18 protein-coding genes are annotated in these 20,619 nt (G+C 73.2%); 11 read left to right on the top strand and 7 right to left on the bottom strand.

What is annotated here, in order from left to right; genetic code table 11:
- The first annotated feature begins 65 nt into the window (after nucleotides 1-65).
- The 3 genes from DK427_RS06855 to DK427_RS06845 all read left to right on the top strand — a co-directional run bounded on the left by DK427_RS06855 (nucleotide 66) and on the right by DK427_RS06845 (nucleotide 3,053).
- Nucleotides 66-503: a hypothetical protein gene (locus DK427_RS06855; RefSeq protein ID WP_109950602.1), complete on the top strand. Its 438-nt coding sequence runs from the start codon at nucleotides 66-68 to the stop codon at nucleotides 501-503.
- A gap of 131 nt (nucleotides 504-634) precedes the next feature.
- A complete protein-coding gene (locus tag DK427_RS06850; RefSeq protein WP_109950601.1) occupies nucleotides 635-1,744 on the top strand; it encodes a DUF2125 domain-containing protein in 1,110 nt (369 codons plus the stop codon).
- A gap of 100 nt (nucleotides 1,745-1,844) precedes the next feature.
- Complete coding sequence (locus DK427_RS06845) at nucleotides 1,845-3,053, top strand: acyltransferase family protein (RefSeq protein WP_162559717.1); 1,209 nt, start codon at nucleotides 1,845-1,847, stop codon at nucleotides 3,051-3,053.
- Nucleotides 3,054-3,074: 21 nt separating this feature from the next.
- On the opposite strand, the gene DK427_RS06840 is transcribed toward DK427_RS06845, so the two are convergent.
- A complete protein-coding gene (locus tag DK427_RS06840; protein WP_109950599.1) occupies nucleotides 3,075-4,004 on the bottom strand; it encodes a prephenate/arogenate dehydrogenase family protein in 930 nt (309 codons plus the stop codon).
- Nucleotides 3,997-5,115: a histidinol-phosphate transaminase gene (hisC, locus tag DK427_RS06835; protein ID WP_109950598.1), complete on the bottom strand. Its 1,119-nt coding sequence runs from the start codon at nucleotides 5,113-5,115 to the stop codon at nucleotides 3,997-3,999. The genes DK427_RS06840 and hisC overlap by 8 nt, the downstream gene beginning before the upstream one ends.
- Before the next feature lie 273 nt (nucleotides 5,116-5,388).
- Here hisC and DK427_RS06830 point away from each other — a divergent pair, with 273 nt between their 5' ends.
- The 3 genes from DK427_RS06830 (at nucleotide 5,389) to DK427_RS06820 (ending at nucleotide 9,417) form a co-directional block, all read left to right on the top strand.
- Nucleotides 5,389-7,080, top strand: a complete 1,692-nt coding sequence (locus DK427_RS06830; protein ID WP_425452561.1) for a methyl-accepting chemotaxis protein — start codon at nucleotides 5,389-5,391, stop codon at nucleotides 7,078-7,080.
- Between the two features lie 115 nt (nucleotides 7,081-7,195).
- Nucleotides 7,196-8,500 (top strand): MFS transporter, encoded by a 1,305-nt coding sequence (locus DK427_RS06825; RefSeq protein ID WP_109950597.1) that lies wholly within the window; start codon nucleotides 7,196-7,198, stop codon nucleotides 8,498-8,500.
- Between the two features lie 26 nt (nucleotides 8,501-8,526).
- Nucleotides 8,527-9,417 carry an amidohydrolase family protein gene (locus DK427_RS06820; protein ID WP_109954048.1) on the top strand — a complete coding sequence of 297 codons (891 nt, stop codon included), beginning with the start codon at nucleotides 8,527-8,529 and terminating at the stop codon, nucleotides 9,415-9,417.
- A 31-nt stretch (nucleotides 9,418-9,448) separates the two neighbouring features.
- On the opposite strand, the gene DK427_RS06815 is transcribed toward DK427_RS06820, so the two are convergent.
- The gene (locus DK427_RS06815) at nucleotides 9,449-10,126 is read right to left on the bottom strand and encodes an RraA family protein (RefSeq protein WP_109950596.1); all 678 of its coding nucleotides are present in this window, start codon (nucleotides 10,124-10,126) and stop codon (nucleotides 9,449-9,451) included.
- 95 nt (nucleotides 10,127-10,221) lie between these two features.
- Between DK427_RS06815 and DK427_RS06810 the strand changes: the two genes are divergently transcribed.
- A complete protein-coding gene (locus DK427_RS06810) occupies nucleotides 10,222-11,538 on the top strand; it encodes an MFS transporter (protein WP_109950595.1) in 1,317 nt (438 codons plus the stop codon).
- Nucleotides 11,539-11,557: 19 nt separating this feature from the next.
- Here the strand turns inward: DK427_RS06810 and DK427_RS06805 are convergent, their stop codons facing one another.
- Nucleotides 11,558-13,081, bottom strand: coding sequence for a D-alanyl-D-alanine carboxypeptidase family protein (locus DK427_RS06805; protein WP_109950594.1), 1,524 nt, complete (start codon nucleotides 13,079-13,081; stop codon nucleotides 11,558-11,560).
- Between the two features lie 263 nt (nucleotides 13,082-13,344).
- Between DK427_RS06805 and queE the strand changes: the two genes are divergently transcribed.
- Entirely contained in the window at nucleotides 13,345-13,977 is a 633-nt protein-coding gene (gene queE, locus DK427_RS06800; RefSeq protein ID WP_109950593.1) for a 7-carboxy-7-deazaguanine synthase, read from the top strand.
- Nucleotides 13,978-14,067: 90 nt separating this feature from the next.
- Here the strand turns inward: queE and DK427_RS06795 are convergent, their stop codons facing one another.
- Nucleotides 14,068-14,616: a GNAT family N-acetyltransferase gene (locus DK427_RS06795; RefSeq protein WP_109950592.1), complete on the bottom strand. Its 549-nt coding sequence runs from the start codon at nucleotides 14,614-14,616 to the stop codon at nucleotides 14,068-14,070.
- 148 nt (nucleotides 14,617-14,764) lie between these two features.
- A complete protein-coding gene (locus tag DK427_RS06790; protein ID WP_109950591.1) occupies nucleotides 14,765-15,931 on the bottom strand; it encodes a type III PLP-dependent enzyme in 1,167 nt (388 codons plus the stop codon).
- Nucleotides 15,932-16,714: 783 nt separating this feature from the next.
- On the opposite strand from DK427_RS06790, the gene DK427_RS06785 reads away from it, so the two are divergent.
- Nucleotides 16,715-17,215: a GNAT family N-acetyltransferase gene (locus tag DK427_RS06785; protein WP_109954047.1), complete on the top strand. Its 501-nt coding sequence runs from the start codon at nucleotides 16,715-16,717 to the stop codon at nucleotides 17,213-17,215.
- Nucleotides 17,216-17,298: 83 nt separating this feature from the next.
- Here the strand turns inward: DK427_RS06785 and DK427_RS06780 are convergent, their stop codons facing one another.
- Nucleotides 17,299-17,538 carry a hypothetical protein gene (locus DK427_RS06780; RefSeq protein ID WP_109950590.1) on the bottom strand — a complete coding sequence of 80 codons (240 nt, stop codon included), beginning with the start codon at nucleotides 17,536-17,538 and terminating at the stop codon, nucleotides 17,299-17,301.
- Between the two features lie 297 nt (nucleotides 17,539-17,835).
- Between DK427_RS06780 and DK427_RS06775 the strand changes: the two genes are divergently transcribed.
- On the top strand, nucleotides 17,836-19,278 hold the full coding sequence (locus DK427_RS06775; protein WP_109950589.1) for a lipopolysaccharide biosynthesis protein: 1,443 nt from the start codon (nucleotides 17,836-17,838) through the stop codon (nucleotides 19,276-19,278).
- A 118-nt stretch (nucleotides 19,279-19,396) separates the two neighbouring features.
- Entirely contained in the window at nucleotides 19,397-20,572 is a 1,176-nt protein-coding gene (glcE, locus tag DK427_RS06770) for a glycolate oxidase subunit GlcE (protein ID WP_109950588.1), read from the top strand.
- The last annotated feature ends 47 nt before the right edge of the window (nucleotides 20,573-20,619 follow it).

Raw genomic sequence — 20,619 nt, 5'->3', positions numbered from 1 at the left:
GCCATCTCCTGCGTAGGATGCGTCGCGCTTGACGCCTGTGGATGACGGCGGATAAACTAGAACAAATGGCGAACAAACGAGCCCTGTCCTGGTCGGCCGCCCTCCGCGACCTGAAGGACGATCGCACACGGAGACAGGACGTGCGGGAAGAACGTCTGAGGACGACGGCCGGGCTGCGGGGCAGCCCGGCGCTCGCGCTCTCGGCCTGGCGCGGCCGGTCGGGCCGGCGCTACGTGGTCGGCGTGCACGCGCTGAACGAGCCGGCTCTCGACGAGGTCGGGGCCGCGGTGGTGCTGGCGGTGCGCCGCGACACCGCCGGCATCGCCGAACTCGTCTCGGTCGCGACCTCGGGCGAGAGCCCGCGCGAGCATCTCGGCCGCACCTGGCTCGCCCGGATGCGCGGCCATGGCGCCACCGAGATGCACGTCCACCGGCTCGCCGAGGACGAGGCCGAGCGCGCGGCGATCGCCGACGACCTGAGCACCGACACCCCGCGGGGCTGAGTGCGGGCTTGAGAATCCCCGCCTGACATCCGGGGCGCGCGTCCTAGATCCGTGCCCGTCCCTCTTGCATCGCCGCCCGCCCCGCGGGACAGGCCGCGGGAGGTGCAGGGCCGGTGACGGAGAGGGCGGGCATGGCGCAGGGCTCGGGGCAGGCGGATATCGTGCGGGACCGGCGCGGCGGGCTGCGCGGCTCGCGCCTCGGGCTGTTCCTGCCCTTCATCCTCCTGGCCGTGGTCGCGCTGCTCTGGACCGCCGGCTGGTTCTACCTGCGCGACCGCGCGGGGCGAGAGATCGACGCGTGGCTCGCCCGCGAGGCCGCTGCCGGCAGGACCTGGACCTGCGCCGACCGCTCGATCACCGGCTACCCGTTCCGGCTGGAGCTGCGCTGCGCCTCGGTAGCGCTGGCCCGCGCCGATGGCGGCTTCACCCTCGGGCCCTTCACGGCGCTCGTGCAGGTCTACCAGCCGCGCCACGCCCTGTTCGAGGCGACCGGCCCGTTCCGGACCCGGCAGGGCGACCTCGCGGGCGAGGCGAGCTGGACGAGCCTGCGCGGCAGCTTCCACGGCGCCGCGGACGGGTTCGTGCGCGCCTCGCTGGCGGTCGATGCGCCGCGGGTCACCGTCTCCGGGCCCACCCTCGACCGACCCGTCGAGGTGGCGGGCGAGCACCTCGAACTCCACGCCCGACCGACGCCGGGGCGCTTCGACGCGGACGGCGCGGTGGATACCAGCCTGCGCTTCACCAAGGCCCGCTCGGCCGAGGCAAACGCCCTGATCGGGAACGCCGATCCGGCCGACATCGCCCTCGACGCCACGCTGACGAAGGCCGTCGTCCTGCGCACCGGCACGCTGGCGCGCGAGTTGGAGATCTGGCGCGAGGCCGAGGGCCGGCTCGAACTCGCCAACCTCGCCGTCAACAAGGGCGACCGCCGCCTCCAGGCCAAGGGCACGCTCGGCCTCGACGAGGGACACCGCGTCGCGGGCCAGCTCGATCTGCGAGCGGCCGGCCTGGAAGCCCTGGTCGGCAGCCTCGTCGGCCAGCGCTACGGCGCCGACCGGGGTGCGCTGGTCGGGGCGCTCGTCGGCGGTCTCCTGGGCTCGGTGCGGACGCCCGGCACGGACGGCGCGCCGGCCGGCGGCGAATCTCCCCTGAAGCCGCTGCCGCCGCTGCGCCTCGGCGACGGCCGAATCATGCTGGGTCCCTTCACCGTCCCGAACGTGCGGCTCGAGCCGCTTTACTGACGCAACCGGACCACACCGGCCGCCGAAGCGCCCGACCCCGGGTTGCGCGGCGGCGGGTGCCCGGTCACGCTGATCCCTCTGGTTCATCGGGGACGCACGCGTGTTCGGTCCGGTCGCGGACATCCTGCTCTGTGGCGCGCTCGCCTACGCCACCGCGCTCGTCGCTGGGCACGGCCTCGCCCGCGCGGGCTTTCCGGTCCCTGCGGACGGCGAGCCCTCCATCGACGGCCTGCGCGGCCTGCTCGCCCTGGCGGTGCTCGTCCACCATTTCGCGATCTGGATTTCCGTGGCGCGCGCCGGCGCGGCCTGGGCGACGCCCGCATCGCTGCCGCTGCACAATCTCGGCGCGGGCAGCGTCGGGCTGTTCTTCATGGTGACGGGCTACGTCTTCTATCCCCGCATCCTCGGCGGCCTGCGCGGGCTCGACCTCGGCCGCCTCTATCTCGGCCGTCTGTTCCGGCTCTACCCGGCCCTCGTCGCCTCGGTCCTGATGATCCTCGGCCTGATCCTCTGGCGGACCGGCGGGGCGGACGCCCGTCCGCTCCACGAGGAGGCGGCGGCGCTGCTGCGCTGGCTCGCCTGCGCGGGCACGCCGCCGCTCCTCGGCGAGGCCGAGAGCGGGCGGATGAACGCCCACGTGCTCTGGTCGCTGCGCTACGAGCTGCTGTTCTACATCCTGGTGCTGCCGGCCTGCTGCGCCGCGATGGACCGGGTGCGGGGCCGGGCGCCGACCTGGTGGGTGCCGGCGGGGCTCCTCGTCGGGGCGCTGCTCCTGCGACCGCTGAAGAACGTCCTGCCGCTGATCGGCTATCTGCCGCTCTTCGCCGTCGGCATGCTGGCCTACGAGGTGCGGCTGCGCGAGGGCCTGGCCGCCCGCCTGCGCGGCCCGGCCGCCGCCGGCCTCGCCATAGCCGCGCTCGTCCTCGCCGCGACCACGCAGGTCGTGTCGGGCAAGCCCGCCGCGCTCGCGCTCTACGGCGCCTTCTTCGTCTGCGTCGCCTGCGGGAATGATTTTAGTGGGCTGCTGCGCTCGCGCGGCGCGCGGGTGCTCGGCGCCTGCTCCTACGGCGTCTACCTGCTGCACGGGCTGGTGCTGAGCGCGCTCTTCGTCGATCTCGCGCCCATCACCGGAATGGTCCCGATCGGGCTGCTGCCACTGCTGATCCCGGTCGCGGCTCTCGCCGCAATCCTGCTGGCGGCCTTCGTCCATCTCGCGGTCGAGCGGCCCGGCATCCGGGCCGGGCAGGCCCTGACGCGGGCCTGGGAGCGCGGGCCATTCCTCGGTCGACTGCGGCCGCGGGCGGCCTGAGCGGTCCTCCGGCCCCGCTCCTCAACCCTCCTTGCGGCGCCCGAAATCCGGCTCGGCCGTCTCCTGGCCCATCGCCACGATGCCGCGGCGGATCGCGCGGGTGCGGGTGAAGAGCGCGTGCAGCGCCTCGCCGTCGCCCCAGCGGATGGCCCGGGCGAGCGCGGCCAGATCCTCGTTGAAGCGCCCGAGCATCTCCAGAACCGCGTCCTTGTTGGTCAGGAACACGTCGCGCCACATGGTCGGATCGGAGGCGGCGATCCGGGTGAAATCACGAAAGCCGCCGGCCGAGAACTTGATCACCTCGGATTGGGTGACCTCCTCGAGGTCGGCTGCCGTGCCCACGATGTTGTAGGCGATCAGGTGCGGCACATGGCTGGTGATGGCGAGCACGAGGTCGTGGTGCTCCGGGCTCATCGTCTCGACGATAGCGCCCAGGCCCTCCCAGAGGCCGCGCACCCGCGCGACCGCCGCCTCGTCCGTGCCCTCGGGCGGGGTCAGGATGCACCAGCGGTTCTGGAACAGGGTGGAGAAGCCCGCATCGGGCCCCGAATACTCGGTGCCCGCCACCGGGTGGCCCGGCACGAAGGCCACGCCCTCGGGCAGGTGCGGCGCGACTGCGGCCACCACCGAGCCCTTCACCGAGCCGACATCCGAGAGGATCGCGCGGGGTGCGAGATGCGGCGCGATCTCGGCCGCGACCGCGCCCACAGCGCCCACCGGCACGCAGAGGATCACGAGATCGGCCCCCGCCACGCCCTCGGCCGCGTCGCCCGTGACCTGATCGGCGAGGCCGAGGTCCCGCACGCGCGTCTGGACGGCCTCGTCCCGGTCGATCGCCACGATGGTTTCGGCCAGCCCGTAGCGGCGGGCGCCGCGGGCGATCGAGGAGCCGATCAGCCCGAGGCCGACGATGGCGAGGCGCCCGAGCGGCGCCGCTCCCGCCTCAGGCATGCGCGCCCCGCTGGAAGTCGCGGAGCGCGCCGAGGAAGGCCGTGTTGGCGGCCTCGCTGCCGACCGTGACCCGCAGGCAGTCCGGCAGGCCGTAGGAGGCGACGCGCCGGGTGATCACGCCGCGGCCCGACAGGAAGGCGTCGGCCGCCGCCGCCGAGCGGCCGGGCTCGTCGGGGAAGTGGACGAGGATGAAGTTCGCCACGCTCGGGGTGACGGCGAGGCCGAGCGCCCGGACCTCCTCGGTGAGGCGGGCGAGCCAGGCGTCGTTGTGGGCGACCGCCGCGGCCACGTGGGCGTCGTCCCCGATCGCCGCCGCGCCCGCCCGGATCGCCGCCGCCGAGAGGTTGAACGGCCCGCGGATGCGGTTGACCGCGTCGGCCACGTGCGCGGGCGCCACCATCCAGCCGATCCGCAGAGCGGCGAGCCCGTGGATCTTCGAGAAGGTGCGGGTCATCACGACGTTGTCGGCCTCCAGCACGAGGTCGAGCCCGGAGCCGTAATCGTTGCGGCGGACATACTCCGCGTAGGCCCCGTCGAGGACGAGGAGCACGTGGGGCGGCAGGGCCATGTGCAGGCGGCGCACCTCCTCGAAGGGCAGGTAGGTGCCGGTCGGATTGTTGGGGTTGGCGATGTAGACGATCTTCGTCCGCTCGCTGATGCGGGCGATGAGCGCGTCGACGTCGGTGGTGAGGTCGCGCTCGGGCGCCACCACCGGCACGCCGCCCGCCGCCAGGATGGCGATGCGGTAGACGAGGAAGCCGTGCTCGCTGAACAGGCCCTCGTCGCCGGGCGCCAGATAGGCGTAGGCGAGGAGCGAGAGCAGCTCGTCCGAGCCCGCACCGCAGACGATCCGGGCCGGGTCGAGGCCGTAGCGCTCCGCGATCGCCGTGCGCAGCACGGTCGCGCTGCCGTCTGGGTAGAGGGCGAGGTCGTCCAGGGTCGCGCGCGCCGCGGCGATCGCGGCCGGGCTCGGGCCCAGCGGCGTCTCGTTCGAGGAGAGCTTGTAGACCTTATGACCGCCCGGCGCGCCGCTCTTGCCGGGGACGTAGGCCTCGATCGCCGCGACACCGGGGCGCGGCACGGGGCGGGTTGGGAGCGAAGCGGTGGGCATGGTGGGGCGTTCGGCTCGGGCGGCTGGGACGCGCCGCTCGGACGCGCCCGTCGAAGAGGCTCGTCTACAGCATTTTGGCGCCCGATGAAGCCCGCTCCTGCGGCAGGGCCCCGACCCGCCGAGCGCCTATCGGTGCGGCACGAAGATGACAGAATGTGCGGTCTTGAAGCCGGCAAAGCCCGGGCTTGCGAGGCGATTAAGGATTGCCCGCTACGATCTGGATGGAGTCAGAAGCGGGCCGCCCGAATGCGACCGGCCCCGGGATCTACAGGAATGACCATGTCGGGACTGCGCACCATCGGTGCCAAGGTCGGGCTCGGCCTCGCGATCATGTTCGGCCTCGTCGCGGCGCTCGGCGCGCTGTCGGTGCGCGAGTTGCGCGCGGTCAACGGCGAGGCAGCCGAGCTGCGCGACACCCACCTGCCGGCCACCCAGATCCTCGGCAAGATCCAGGTTCTGGTGCTCCGGCAGCGCGTCAACGGGGTGCGGATCATCTCGGCGGACACGCCGGAGCTGCGCGCCGACGTCCAGGCGACCGTCGACAAGCGCGACCGCGAGCTCACCGACCTGCGTTCCGCCTATCGCGCGCTCCCCGCGACCGCCGAGGCGCAGGCCCTCTTCGCGGCCTACGAGCGTGAGTGGGAGGCCTACCAGGGCCTCCAGGCGCGGATCGCCGCCATTGCGGCTTCCGGCGACCGGGACGGCGCTCAGAAGATCTACATCACCACCATGTCGACCGGGATCGGCAAGGTACTGGGCGAGCTGCAGAAGCTCGTCGAGCTGAACGACGGCTACGCGGGCGCCAGCGGCGACCGGGCCCGGGCCGTCTACGAGCGCGGCCTCACTTTCACCCTCCTCCTCGTCGGCCTCGTGGTCGCGGTGATCGCGGCGGCCATCCTCGGGCTCGTCCTGCATGTGGGGCGGCCGGCGCGGCGGATCACGGACGCGATGAACCGCCTCGCCGGCGGCGAGACAGGGCTCGCCATCCCGGGGGCGGGCCGGCGCGACGAGATCGGCGCGATGGCCGCGGCCCTGCAGGTGTTCCGCGACAACCTGATCCGCACGCGCCAGTTGGAGGAGGAGACGGCGCTCGCCCGTGCCGGCGCGGAAGCACAGCGCAAGGCGGCGATGCGCGAGATGGCCGACGGCTTCGAGCGCGCGGTCGGCGGCATCATCGGCACGGTCTCGTCGGCGGCGAGCGAGCTGCAGGCCACCGCCCAGAGCATGGCGTCCACCGCGCGGGAGACGGCCGGCCAGTCCGTCTCGGTCGCGGCGGCGGCCGAGCAGGCGGCGGCCAACGTCACGACGGTCGCGGCGGCGGCCGAGGAACTCGGCGCCTCCGTCTCGGAGATCGGCCGGCAGGTCGACGGCTCGGCCGGGCTCGCCGAGGCGGCGGTCGGCGAGGCGGAGCAGACCTCCGCCCTCGTGCAGGAGTTGAGCAGCGCGACCGCCCGCATCGGCGACGTGGTGGCGCTGATCTCGCAGATCGCGGGCCAGACGAACCTGCTGGCCCTGAACGCGACGATCGAGGCGGCGCGGGCCGGCGAGGCGGGGCGCGGCTTCGCGGTGGTGGCGGCCGAGGTCAAGGAACTCGCCAACCAGACCGCCAAGGCGACCGAGGAGATCACCCAGCAGATCGGCCGGATCCAGGGCTCGACCGGTCAGGCGGTGAGCGCCATCGGCGGCATATCGGCGCGCATCCGCGAACTCAGCGGCGCCGTGACATCGATCGCGGCGGCGGTGGAGGAGCAGGGCGCGGCAACCCAGGAGATCGTGCGCAACGTGACCCAGGCCGCGGCCGGCACGGACGAGGTGACCACGAACATCGCGGGCGTGGCCACGGCCTCCGAGGAGACCGGGGCCGCCGCCGCCCAGGTGCTCGGCGCGGCCGACGAGCTGTCGCGCCAGTCCGAGCACCTGAACGCCGAGGTCGGCCGCTTCCTCGCGACCGTGCGCGCCGCCTGAGGCGCCGATCCCTGAACCTCCCGAAGGATATCAAGTCCCCGGGAGGCAACCAGGCATCCGGTATTCCAACGCGTCGGCGCCGTGCTACGCATCCGCATCATCGGCGGGAGGCGGCATGAGTTCGGCGACGGGGCCCGGTGGGGCGGGGATCGAGCGGGTCGCGATCGACGACGCGAGCCTCGGCGCCTTCTACCGGAGCATGAATCCGACGGAGCGCCACACCTTCTGGGCCTGTGCCGCGGGCTGGGCGCTCGACGGCATGGACTTCATGATCTACCCGCTGGTGATCGGCACGATCATCGGGCTGTGGCAGGTCGAACCCGGCACCGCGGGGCTCGCCGCCACCGTGACGCTGCTGGCCTCGGCGCTCGGCGGCTGGCTCGCGGGCTTCGTCGCCGACCGGATCGGCCGGGTGCTGACGCTCCAGATCACCATCCTCTGGTTCTCGTTCTTCTCGCTCGTCTGCGCCTTCGTGCAGAACTTCGAGCAGCTCCTCGTCGCCCGCGCGCTCCTCGGGCTGGGATTCGGCGGCGAGTGGGCGGCGGGCGCCGTGCTGATGGGCGAGACCATCCGGGCGCAGTATCGCGGCCGCGCGGTGGGCACGGTCCAGTCCGGCTGGGCGATCGGCTGGGGCATGGCGGTGCTGGCGCAGGCGGTGCTGTTCACGTGGCTGCCGCCCGAGAGCGCGTGGCGCTGGATGTTCGTGATCGGCGCGTTCCCGGCCCTCCTCGTGTTCTACCTGCGCCGCTACGTGCGGGAGCCCGAGGTCGCCGTCGAGGCGAGAGCGCGGGCCGCGGCCTCCGGCGACCGGCCGCGGATCTGGGAGATCTTCTCCGGCCCGATCCTGAGGACCACGATCCTGGCCTCGCTCGCCTCGGCCGGCTGCCAGGGCGGCTACTACGCCATCACCACCTGGCTGCCGCGCTTCCTCACCACCGAGCGCGGCCTCTCAGTCGTCTCCTCGACGGGCTACCTCGCGGCGCTGATCATCGGCTCGTTCGCCGGCTACCTCGTCGGCGCCTGGCTCGCCGACCGGCTCGGGCGGCGCCCGCTCTTCCTGATCTTCTCGCTCGGCGCCATCGCGGTCATCCTGGCCTACACGCAGCTGCCGCTCTCGAACGCGGTGCTCTGGGTTCTGGGCTTCCCGCTCGGCTTCTTCGCCTCGGGCTACTTCTCGGGGATGGGCGCCTTCCTCACCGAGCTCTACCCGACGCGCCTGCGCGGCTCGGGCCAGGGCTTCTGCTACAATTTCGGCCGCGGCGTCGGCGCCCTGTTCCCGGCGCTCGTCGGCTACCTCTCCGCCGGGGTCGGGCTGGCGGGCGCCATCGCGATCTTCGCGGCCATCGCCTACGGGGTGTTCTTCGTGGCGGCCTTCGCGCTGCCCGAGACGCGGGGCCGCGTGCTCCATGCCGAATCCTGATGTCGACGCCTGAGCCGGAGGCCCGCATGAGCGAGACATCGGACGCGAGTCCCCCCTGCCCCGCCCCCGATCCGAGCCCGCGCGGCCCGACGCGCTACCGGGTGCCGGCGGGCGCGGTCGACACCCACGCCCACGTCATCGGCCTGCCGCCCGCCTACCCGCTGGTGCCGGAGCGCAGCTACACCCCGCCCGCCGCGCCCGGCGAGCGCTACCTCGCGATGCTCGACGCGACCGGCATGGCCAACGGCGTGCTGATCCAGGTCAGCGTACACGGCACCGACAACCGGCGCATGGTCGAGACCCTGCGGGCAAACCCCGAGCGCCTGCGCGGCGTCGCGGTGATCCCGCTCGGCCTGCCCGACCGGGAGTTGGCCGACCTCAAGGCGGCGGGCGTGGCGGGCCTGCGGCTCAACGTGCTGTTCGGCGGCGGCGTCGGCTTCGCGGATCTGGAGGCCTACGGCGCACTCGCCCGTGAGATGGGCTGGCACCTGCAGTTCCTGATCGACGCCCGCCAGATGCCGCCGCTGGCCACCCGGCTCGCGCGCCTGCCGGTGCCCTTCGTGGTCGATCATATGGGCCACATGCCGACCTCGGCCGGGCTCGACGATCCGGGCTTCCGCACGCTGGTCGATCTCGTGCGCGACGGGGCCTGGGTGAAGCTGTCGGGCGCCTTCCGCACCTCGGTCGCGGGCGCGCCCTTCGCCGACACGATCCCCTTCGCCCGCGCGCTGCACGCGGCGGCGCCCGGGCGCTGCCTCTGGGGCTCGGACTGGCCGCACGTCGCCGCCTGGGCCGGGCCGCCGCGGATCGGCGACCTGCTCGACCTCGTGGCGGACTGGATCCCGGACGAGGCGGACCGCCGCCGGTACTTCGTGGACAACCCGCGCCGGCTCTACGGCTTCTCCGATCCGGGCTGAGACTGAGGCGGATCCGGGCTGCGCCGCGTCCTCACGCGCCGTCCCCGACCGCCGCTGCGATTCCGAAAGTCTCGCGGACCGAGCGGCCGGCCGCGAGGCTCGCCTCCCACTCCGCCTCCCGGGCGAGCTTCGCCTCCGCGTCGCCGATGCGGTCCCGCGCCGTCTCCGGCGCGAGCGCGACGAGTCCGTCGTCATCGCCGATGATCAGGTCGCCCGCGGCGACGAGCCGGCCGCCGACGACCACCGGCGCGTTCACCGCCCCACGCTCGGCGGAGGCCGGGCCGCGGGGCGTGATCGCCCGGGTGAAGACCGAGAGGTCGGCCCAGCCCGCCAGCACGCCGACGTCGCGGATCGCTCCGTCGCAGACGAGGCCGACCCCGCCCCGGCGGCGCAGGTGGCCGCCCACGATCTCGCCGATCATCGCGGTCTCGGACCGGCCGCCCGCCGCGATCACCAGCACGTCGCCCGGGCCGATCCGCTCGACCGCGTGCAGCACCGCACCGAAATCCGGCGGCTCACAGAGGGCCGTGACCGCCCGACCGAACAGGCGCGGCTGGCGCCCCGGCGGGTTGAGCGGCCGGATCGCCGGGTCAATCTGGTCGGCCCCGCGGGCGAGGTCGGCCGCGACCGCGACCGGCACCGCGCGCCAGCGCGCGATCTCGGCCTCACTGAGTCCGCCCTCGGGCACGGCGTGAATCGTGACGGGCATCGGATCTCCGCTTCGTCGGCGGTCAAGCTGCGGTAAGAGGGCGCGACCGGGCCTCACGCGCCGGGCCCGAAGCACGACGCGAGGCGGACCATAGCATGACGGGTGCGGCGAATTCCCTGGACGCGGCCCTCGCGCGGGTCGGGACCGGCCGGTTTCAGGCCCGCCTCCTGGCGATCTTCGGCCTCGTTTGGGCGGCCGACGCGATGCAGGTGCTGGCGATCGGCTTCGCGGCCCCGACGCTGGCAACGTCGTTCGGCATCCCGGTGCCGCAGGCGATCCAAGTCGGCACCGCCTTCTTCCTCGGCATGATGCTCGGGGCCTGGGGCTTCGGGCGTCTCGCCGACCGGGTCGGGCGGCGCGCGGTCCTGATCGGCACCGTGCTGGCGGACGCCGCCTTCGGCCTCGCCTCGGCGCTGGCGCCCGACTTCGCGAGCCTGTTGGCCCTGCGCTTCCTCACGGGCGCCGCGGTCGGCGGCACCCTGCCGGTGGACTACGCCGCGATGGCCGAGTTCCTGCCGGCCGCCCGCCGCGGGCGCTGGCTCGTCCTGCTCGAAGCGTTCTGGGCCGTGGGCACCCTGGCTCTCGCGCTGGTGAGCTGGGCGGCTGCCGCCTGGGGCGGTCCGGACGGCTGGCGCTGGATCTTCGCGGCCACTGCCCTGCCGGCGCTCCTGGGCGTGGGCCTGCGCTTCTGGGTGCCGGAATCGCCCTACTTCCTCTGGCGCCGGGGCCGGCTCGACGCGGCCGACAGGGTGCTCGCCCGGATGGCGGCGGCGAACGGGCGCCCCTTTACGGCGGGCACGCTCCGGCGCGAGCCCGAGGCGGGCCCACCGCCGCGCCTGCTGGCGGCGCCCCTGCGGCGGCCGTTCCTGCTGATCCTGGCGGTCTGGCTCTTGGTCTCGATGGCCTATTACGGGCTGTTTGTCTGGCTGCCGGCCCAGCTCGCGGCCTCGGGGCTCGGCTTCCTGCGGGCGCAGGGTTTCCTCGTGCTGGTGGCGCTCGCTCAGCTGCCGGGCTACGCGCTCGCCGCCTACGGGGTCGAGCGCTGGGGGCGGCGGCGCACGCTGATCGGCTTCCTGCTGACGGCGGCAGCCGGCTGCTCGCTCTACGTCGCGACCGTCGATCCGCTGGTGATCTCCGGCGCGACCCTGCTGATGAGCTTCGCCATGCTCGGCGCCTGGGGCGCGCTCTACGCCTTCACGCCGGAGCTCTTCCCCACCGCCGCGCGCGCCACCGGCATGGGCGCGGCCGGGGCGCTGGCGCGGGTCGGGGGGCTGCTCGCCCCCTCGGCGCTCGGGCTCGTGGTGGCGGTGAGCTTCGCGGCGGCGATCGGGCTGTTCGCGGTGCTGCTCGCGCTCGCCGCCCTCGCGGTCGCGGGGATCCGCGAGGAGACGCGCGGCCGGATCCTCACCTGAAGGCGCCGCGCGCCCTCCCCTACTCGTCCGCCTTCGGCTTCGCCGGCTTGTTCGCCGCCTTGGCCTGCTGCGCGGGCTTAGAGGATGACTTGGCGACGGGCTTGTGCGCCGGCTTCGCCTTGGCCGCCGGGATCACGGGCGTGTCGGCCGCCGTGGAGGTGTAGGCGGTCGCGCTCTGCGGGATGCCGCCGGATTGCGGCTTGCGCGCGGCGGCCTTCTGCGCGGGCGCCGCCTTGGCGGCGACGGCGGCGGGCTTCGGCTTCGCCGGGGCGTTGGCCGCCGCGCTCGCCTTGGCCTCCGCGGCGCGCTCCTTCGCCTGCGCGAGCTTGGCGGCGCGAGCCTCCTTGGCCGCCTCGCGCTTGGCCTTGGCGGCCTCGAGCTTGGCGGCGCGGGCTTCCGCCGCCGCATTCTTGGCGGCGTTCTCCTGCTCGGCCAGCAGGGTCTGGCCCTCGGCCGGGCTGCGGCCGATCCAGACCGCGATCGGCTGAAGCGGCGCCCGCGGCGGCAGCGTGCGGTTGCGGATCGCCGCGGTGCTGAAGGCCGCCATGGCGGCGGCCGGCGAGGCGGCGGCGGTCTGGCCCATGAACTGCGCGATGGCGCCCTCGGCGCCGTTGCCGGCGATGGCGCCCGGGCCCTCGTCGATCGCGGGCGCCTTGCGGCCGCCGCAGATGAAGGGCCGCATGTCGGGCGGCGCCGCGCTCGCCGAGGCCGGCAGCGCGTCGAGGCTCGGGCTGGTCCACCCGGCCGACTGGGTGAAGGCGTAGTCGAACAGGTCGGCCGTCTTCAGGTCGCGCTCGCGCGCGCTCGGCTGGCCCATCACCACCGCGATGACCCGGCGTCCGTTGCGGGTAGCGCTCGCCACCACGTTGAAGCCGCCCGAGCAGATGAAGCCGGTCTTCATGCCGTCGGCGCCTGCGTAGCGCCCGAGCAGGCCGTTGTGGTTGGCCATCACGGACTTGCCGAACTGGATCGCCGAGATCGAGAACAGGTCGCGGTGCTGGGGGAAGTCGCGCATCAGCGCGCGGGCGAGCACCGCCATGTCGCGGGCCGAGGTCCATTGCCGGGCGTCCGGCAGGCCGTTCGGGTTGTACCAGCGGCTCTCGTGCATGCCGATGCGCCGCGAGGTCTCGTTCATCATGTCGGAGAAGCCCTCGACGGAGCCGCCGAGGCTCTCGCCGATCGCCCAGGACACGTCGTTGGCCGACTTGACCATGATGATCTTGAGGGCGTTGTCGAGGGTGAGCTGCGTGCCGGGTCGGAAGCCCATCTTCGAGGGCGGCTCGGCGGCCGCGGCCGGCGAGATGGTGATCAGCGTGTCGAGGGAGGCGCGCCCCTGCCGCACGAGGTCGAGGGCGACGTAGGCCGTCATCAGCTTGGTGATCGAGGCCGGGTACCAGGGATCGGTCGCCGCCTGCCCGTAGATCACCTTGCCGGTCTCGGCATCGACCAGCAGGATCGGCGCCGTGGCGGCCTCCGCCGCTCCGACCAGCACCGCGAGCGCCGCGACCGCGCCGGCGAAGCGCTTCAGAATTCGATTCGACATCCGGCCTGACTTCGGTGTGGAACGCCGCGGCAGCGCCTGAGACCCGCTGTCCCTTCCGCACCGCCGAAACACGAGGGCGGAGGTAGGACGGTCAGCGCGGTCCGGCGAGCCCGGTCGATCGGATCTGCACCCCGGAGCCGTTCAACGCGGCCACCGTGGCGAGAGCATGGCGCGCCCGCGATGGCGCATCCAGGCCGGGACGCTTATCTGCAGGTCTTGTGCACCGCGCAAAGGGTCGAGCGCGGGAGCCGAACGGCAGGACGATGGCGTACGCGGTCAAGGAACTCTTCCACACCCTCCAGGGCGAGGGCGCGCAGGCGGGCCGTGCGGCGGTGTTCTGCCGTTTCGCGGGTTGCAACCTCTGGTCGGGCCGCGAGCAGGATCGCGCCACCGCTGCCTGCCGCTTCTGCGACACGGATTTCGTCGGCGTGAACGGGCCGGGCGGCGGCCGCTTCGCCGAGGCCGACGCTCTGGCAGACGCCATCGACCGGACCTGGGAGGGCGGCGCCCACGCCCGCTACGTCGTCTTCACCGGCGGCGAGCCGCTGCTGCAGCTCGATGCGTCCCTGATCGCGGCGGTCCACGCGCGCGGCTTCGAGATTGCGGTCGAGACGAACGGCACGGTGGCGGCCCCCGATGGCATCGACTGGATCTGCGTCAGCCCGAAGGGCGCGAACCCGCTGGTCCAGCGCTCCGGCCACGAGTTGAAGCTGGTCTACCCCCAGCCCGAGATCGACCCGGCGACGCTCGCCGACCTGCCCTTCCGCCACCGCTTCCTCCAGCCGATGGACGGGCCGGCCGGGGCCGAGAACACGCGCGCGGCGGTGGATTACTGCCGCCGCGACGCGCGCTGGCGCCTGTCGCTGCAGACGCACAAGATCCTCGACATTCCGTAGGGGCTCGTGCCGCGCCTCCCCCTCTGCCCTTGGGCGGGGAGAGGGGATCCGCGGGCGTCCGCGGCCATCATCCGGACGACCCTTCAGCCCTTACGCAGCGCGTCGTCGCGCCACCTCGGCGAAGGTCTCGACGGCCGGCACCGGGGCGGGCGCGCCGGTCGCTCGCAGGATACCCGCGGCGCCGGCGAGCGCGCCCGAGCGCAGTTCCAGCCCGAGGAAGCGCTGACGCTCGAATGGCCCCGGCATGGCAAGATCCTGCGCCGCCGCCCCGTCGAAGCCGAAGCGGGCGTAGTAGGGCGCGTCGCCGACGAGCAGTACCGCCCCGTGGCCGAGCGCCTCCGCGCGGCCGAGCGCCGCCTGCATCAGCACGCTACCGAGTCCCTGGCGCTGGATCGCCGGATCGACCGCGAGCGGGCCGAGGAGCAGCGCCGGGCAGCCGCCCGCATCAACGTTCCACAGGCGCACGGTGCCGACGAGCCGGCCGGCGCGCGTCGCCGTGAAGGCAAGGCCGCGCGTGGGGACACGCCCCTCGCGCAGGCGCTCGGAGGTCTTGGCGAAGCGGTTCGGGCCGAAGCAGGCGTCGAGCAGGCGCTCGCGCGGCGCGACGTCGGCAGCGTGCTCGGTGCGGATCTCGATCATGACCGATCATCCCCGGGATCGATGAATGGGGCGTGGACACGAGACCGGCCGGGCCGCGGAAGGCGGCCGGACGGGGATCTGCAAGGCTTTGCAGCGTGGGGTTCGAGAACCCGCCTGCATCGGCGCGCGTTCCGCGCGCCGATGCAGGTCAGATCACGATCTGGCGTAGGGGCGGGAAGCCGTTGAAGGCCACCGCCGCGTAGGTCGTGGTGTAGGCGCCCGCGCCCTCGATCAGCACCTTGTCGCCGATCGAGAGGGAAACCGGCAGCGGGTAGTGCTGCTTCTCATACAGAACATCGACCGAGTCGCAGGTCGGCCCGGCGATGACGCAGGGGGACATGCGGTCGGCGTCGTGCTCCGTGCGGATCGCGTAGCGGATCGACTCGTCCATCGTCTCGGCCAGCCCGCCGAACTTGCCGATGTCGAGATAGACCCAGCGCACCTCGTCCTCGGCCTGGGACTTCTTCGAGACCAGCACCACTTCCGCCTCGATCAGGCCGGCATTGCCGACCATGCCGCGGCCCGGCTCGATGATCGTCTCCGGGATCTGGTTGCCGAAATGCTTGGTGAGCGCGCGGAAGATCGCGTCGCCGTAGCTCTCCACGCCCGGCACCGCCTTGAGGTACTTGGTCGGGAAGCCGCCGCCGAGATTGACCATCGACAGGCCGATGCCCCGGGTGGCGCATTCCTGGAAGATCGTCGCGGCCGAGGCCAGCGCCCCGTCCCAGGCCTCGGTGTTGGCCTGCTGCGAGCCAACGTGGAACGACACGCCGTAGGCGTGCAGGCCCGCGCGATGGGCGTGCTCCAGCACGTCGACCGCCATCTCGGGCACGCAGCCGAACTTGCGCGAGAGCGGCCAGTCGGCGCCCGCGCCGTCGCAGAGGATGCGGCAGAAGACCTGGATCTCGGCCGTCTCGACCGCGGCGGCCTCGGCCGCGCGCGCGATCTTGTCGGCCTCGACCTCGCAATCGACCGCGAACAGACGGATGCCGAGCTTCAGCGCGCGGACGACGTCGCGCTCCTTCTTGATGGTGTTGCCGAAGGAGATGCGGTCGGGCGAGGCGCCGGCGGCGAGCGCCATCTCGATCTCGGCGACGGACGCCGTGTCGAAGCACGAGCCCATCTCGGCCAAGAGGCGCAGCACCTCGGGAGCCGGGTTCGCCTTGACGGCGTAGAACACGCGGGTGTCGGGGAGCGCGCGGGCGAACGCCGTGTAGTTGTCGCGCACCACCTCGAGGTCGAGCACCATCACCGGACCCTCGTCCTGGCCGAGGTCGCGGCGCACGCGCAGGAAGTCGCGGATACGATCGGTCATGAGCGTTCCCCAGCAGATATCGTCTGCGCCCGGTCACGCGGGCGCATGATGTCGATCATGACGGCCGCAGGCGGCCGTCGGCGTCAGGGGGCGATGCGTCGCGTCATCCGCACGCGTTGGAGACGCGCGGACATACGCGGGCGCAGAGCACCCGGAAGCTGCCGTGGATTGGTATGGGGAAACCCCAACCGCACGCCGGGCAAGGATAAACAAGCCTCTTCGGTGTCGGCCTTTGGAGGGCCGACGAGACCAAAAAAGCCCGTTCGTCGTTGCTTTAAGCTGCGTCCCCCGTGGAGAGCGGGGTTCGCCGGTTTCGCCTCCGGCTGTCGGTTGTTGTCGGGGTCTGGTGTCGCCACCCGGATGCCGGCCGTAGGGATCCACCCTTGCGACCATCGATCCTTTAAGACCCCTGGCGGCTGTCCGGCAGTTGACCGGATGCCCACCAACCGACACGCGGCCACAGGCACGTGCGAAATTGGGCAGGGGCGATATACGGCCGCGTCAGCCTGCGCACAAGGCACCGGGCTGTGATTTCCGGGCGCAACCCACCGCCGTGGCAGGCTGTTGCACAAACGACGCGCCGTGGCCGCGCGGGCTTCCCAAACGGGCGGCGCGCGGGCATGTCCTCTGCGGCTACGTACGTAAGTGATCCCGATCGGCCGAGCGGTCCGGCCGGGACCGGCGCACGCCCCGGAGCTTGAGCGAATTCATGGCCTGCCCGACGATGCCGCCCCGCCGCCCGATCCGACCCGGGGCTTCCCGGTGAGCGCGGCCCGCTCGCACATGGCGGCGCGGCCGGCCAGCGCCGGCACGGAGGAGACGGCGGCGCACATCGTCCTGCGCCCGGCCCGGCGTGCCGACCTCGACGCCCTCGTCGCGCTGGAACACGCCGCCTTCGCCACCGACCGGGCCGAGCGCCGGGCGATCCGCCACGCGATCGATTCGCCCACCATGAGCGTCGTGGTGGCGCTTGCCCTGGAAGGCGGCGAGGAGGTTCTGGTCGGGGCGGCCGTGCTGGAGCGGCGGCGCGCGAGCCGCATCGCTCGGCTCTCCTCGATCGCCGTGTCGCCCGCCCGCGGCGGTCTCGGCATCGGCGGCACGCTCCTGGGTGCGGCGGAAGCCGAGGCGAGCGCCCGGGGCTGCGACCGCCTGCGCCTGGAGGTCCGGGCCGACAACGGCGCCGGCATCCGGCTCTACGAGCGCCGGGGCTACACGCGCTTCGCCGTGCGGCCGGATTATTACGAGGATGGGATGGAGGCCTGGCGCTACGAGAAGGCGCTTTAGGCTCCCCTGAACGAGGTCATTCCCCTCTCCCCGACCGCGGGGAGAGGGGAAGCCGTGTGTTCGCTGCGGCGATCGCACCCGCCTCAGTCGCAGCTCTCCTTGGTCACCGTCTTACGGTCGCCGTACTCGTTCGTCTTGGTGACGGTCTTCGAGGCACAGCCGTCGCTGGTCTCGCGGGTCTCGACGGTCTTGCGCTCGACGGCGGGCCGCTCGACCACCACCGTGTCGGGAGCGTCGCGGCGGATCACCGTGGTCTCGGCGCTCGCGGCCTGCGGGAGGAGGCTGGCCAGGACGATCGCGGCGGCCGGAACGAGAAGGCGCATGGGGCTTGCTCCATGAGAATTGGGATGCCCAGGAACGGCAAGCCTCGCCTTACGGTTCCGGAAGTCTCGAGTCCGCGACCCCGACGCCCGCAACCGGTGGGGATCCGACGCTCCCCAGCGCGATCGGCGACGTCGTGACCGGCCAAGCGACTGGCCAAGTGACTGGCCAAGTGACTGCGAGGTGACCGGCGGAGCCGCGACCAGGGAGACGACAATTAGGACATTCTTGGCGACTCGCCCGCTAGCACCGACTTCGTCCCGCCCCCGGCCGGTGCGGGAGCCGAGCGGGGCTGCCCGATGGCTGTGATCGTCGCCTTCGTCCTGAACGCCGGCCTGAGCTTCGGCCTCGGGCTGCTGCTCGCGATGCTGCTCGGGCCGGCCGATTTCGGCCGCTTCGCGCTGGCGACGGCGGGCGCCATCGTGCTGAACACCCTGGTGCTGGAATGGCTGCGCCTCTCGGCGACGCGGTTCTACTCGGACCGGGTGCGGCTCGACGCGCCCTGGATCCGGCACAGCCTCGACCGAGCCTACGGCCTGATCGGCCTTGCGCTGATGGCGGCGGCGGCCGTGGCGCTGGCCTTCGGCTACCGCGAGGGACCGGACGGGCGGGCCGCGATGCTCGCCGGCACGATGGTGGCGGCGGTCGGCAACGGCGTGTTCGACTATCACGCCGCGCTGGCCCGCGCCCGCTTCGACGGGCGCCTCTATCTCGGCCTGATGGCGGCCAAGAACGTCCTGGCCTTCGTCGGCATGGCGGGGGCCGCCTGGTTCCTCGTCCATCCGGCCTGGGTGCTGGCGGCTGCCGGCATTGGCCCGATCCTCTCGGTGCTGATGCTCTACGGCCCCCTGCGCGATCCGGTCTCGGCCCCGGTCGGCGCGCGGATCCGCACGACCTGGCGCCAGTTCCTGGCCTACGGCCTCCCGCTGATCGCCGCGACCGCGATCTACCAGCTCCTGCCCTTCCTCAACCGCGGCGTGATCGCGGCCCACGCGGGCTTCGCCGAGGCCGGCTACTTCGCCCTCGCGGCGGATGTCGCCGGCCGCAGCATCACAACGCTGGGCACCGCGCTCGACCTCCTGCTGTTCCAGTTCGCGGTGCGCGCTGAGGAGCGGCACGGGCGGGCGGCGGCCGAGGCGCAGGTGGCGCAGAACGTCGCGGTGGTGGTGGCGCTGCTCATGCCCTGCGCGGTCGGATTCTGGGCCGTACTGCCGGCGATCCAGGGCCTCGTCGTGCCCGAAGCCTACCGGGGACCCTTCGGCTTCTACGCCGGGCTGCTGCTGCCGGGCCTCTTCGCCCTTGCGATCATGTTCTACGCGCTCAACCCGGTCTTCCAGATCCGCCGCCGGACGCTCCCCGTGATCGCGGCGGCCGGCGCCGGGCTCGCCGTCAACGGCCTTGGCCTCCTCGTCCTGCCCGGCCTCGTCGGGCCCGCGGGCGTGCCGCTTGCGCAGACGCTCGGCCTCTGCACCGGCTGCGCCTGGCTCGGCTGGCGGGCGCTCACGGGTCCCGACCGGCTGCGCCTGCCCTGGGGGTCGCTCCTGGCGGCAGCGGCCGCAAGCCTCGCCATGGGGCTGGCGCTCGCGCCGCTGCGCCATCTCGATCCGGCCCGGGCGCTGGCGCTCCAGGTGCCGCTGGGCATCGCGCTCTACGGCGGCCTCGTCTGGGCCTTCGACATCGCCGGGCTGCGGCGGATGGTCGAGGGGGCGCTGCGCCGGGCGCCTGCCGTCCCGGCCGAGTGAGGGCCTTTCCGCCCCGCGATGCAGCCTGCGCTTGAATCCCCGGTATTCTCCCGCCTGATCCTGTCCTAAGAACGCTTCAAGAGTAGCGGCGAAAGCCGTGGCGTCAGGGCAGGAAACGATGGGTTCATACGAGCCTCGCGACGAGGACGAGGCGACCGCTATGGTACGCGAGGCCGCCGCGCGCGGCGCGCGGCTGCGGCTCGTCGGCGGCGACACCAAGGCCCGGCTCGGCCGCCCGCCCCAGGACGAGGCCACGCTCTCGGCTCGGGCGCTCTCCGGCATCACCCTGTACGAGCCCGCCGAGATGGTGGTGGCGGCCCGCGCCGGCACGCCGCTCGCCGAGGTGCAGGCGTTGCTCGCCTCCCGCAACCAGATGCTGCCCTTCGAGCCGATGGATCACCGGGCGCTGCTGGGCTCAACGGGCAAGCCCAGCTTCGGGGCGGTGGCGGCGATCAACAATTCCGGGCCCCGCCGCATCAACGCGGGCGCAGCGCGCGACAGCCTGATCGGCGTGCGCTTCGTCAACGGACGGGGCGAGGCGATCAAGTCCGGCGGGCGGGTGATGAAGAACGTCACCGGCCTCGACCTCGTCAAGCTGATGGCGGGCTCCTGGGGCACGCTCGGCCTTCTCACCGAGGTGACCTTCAAGGTGCTGCCGGTGCCGGAGCGCGTGGCGACGCTCGCCTTCGCGGGCCTCGACGACGCCCGGGCGGTCGAGGCGCTCTCGGCCGCGCTCGGCTCGCCCTTCGAGCTGACCGGCGCCGCCCACCTGCCGGCCGGGCTCGACGGGGGCGAGGCCCGCACCCTGATGCGCCTCGAAGGGTTCTCGGACTCGATCGACTACCGGCTGGGCGAGCTGCGCCGCCTCCTCAAGCGCTTCGGCGCGCCGCAGGTGGTGGAGGCCGCCGACCTCTGGGCCCGGATCCGCGACGTCGCCCCCTTCGCGGGCACGGGCGCGGCGGTCTGGCGCCTCTCCACCGCACCGACCCGCGGGCCGGCGCTCACTGCCGCGATCGCCCGGACACTGTCGGCCCGCTGGTACTACGACTGGGGCGGCGGGCTCGTCTGGCTGGAGACCTCGGCCGAGGGCGATGCGGGCGCGGCCGCGATCCGTGCGGCGGTCAAGGCGCAGGGCGGCCACGCCACGCTGGTGCGCGCGCCGGACGCCGTGCGCGCCGCCGTGCCGGTGTTCGAGCCGCTCGCCGAGCCCCTGATGCGGGTGACGCAGGGGATCAAGGCCGCCCATGACCCGGTTGGATTGTTCAACCCGGGCCGAATGTACGCGGGCGTCTAGAGCATCGTCCCGAAAGCCGGCAACCACCTTTCGGGACGATGCTCAGG

The sequence above is a fragment of the Methylobacterium radiodurans genome (assembly GCF_003173735.1).
Lineage (GTDB): Bacteria > Pseudomonadota > Alphaproteobacteria > Rhizobiales > Beijerinckiaceae > Methylobacterium > Methylobacterium radiodurans.
This window is presented reverse-complemented; position numbering and strand designations above follow the sequence as displayed.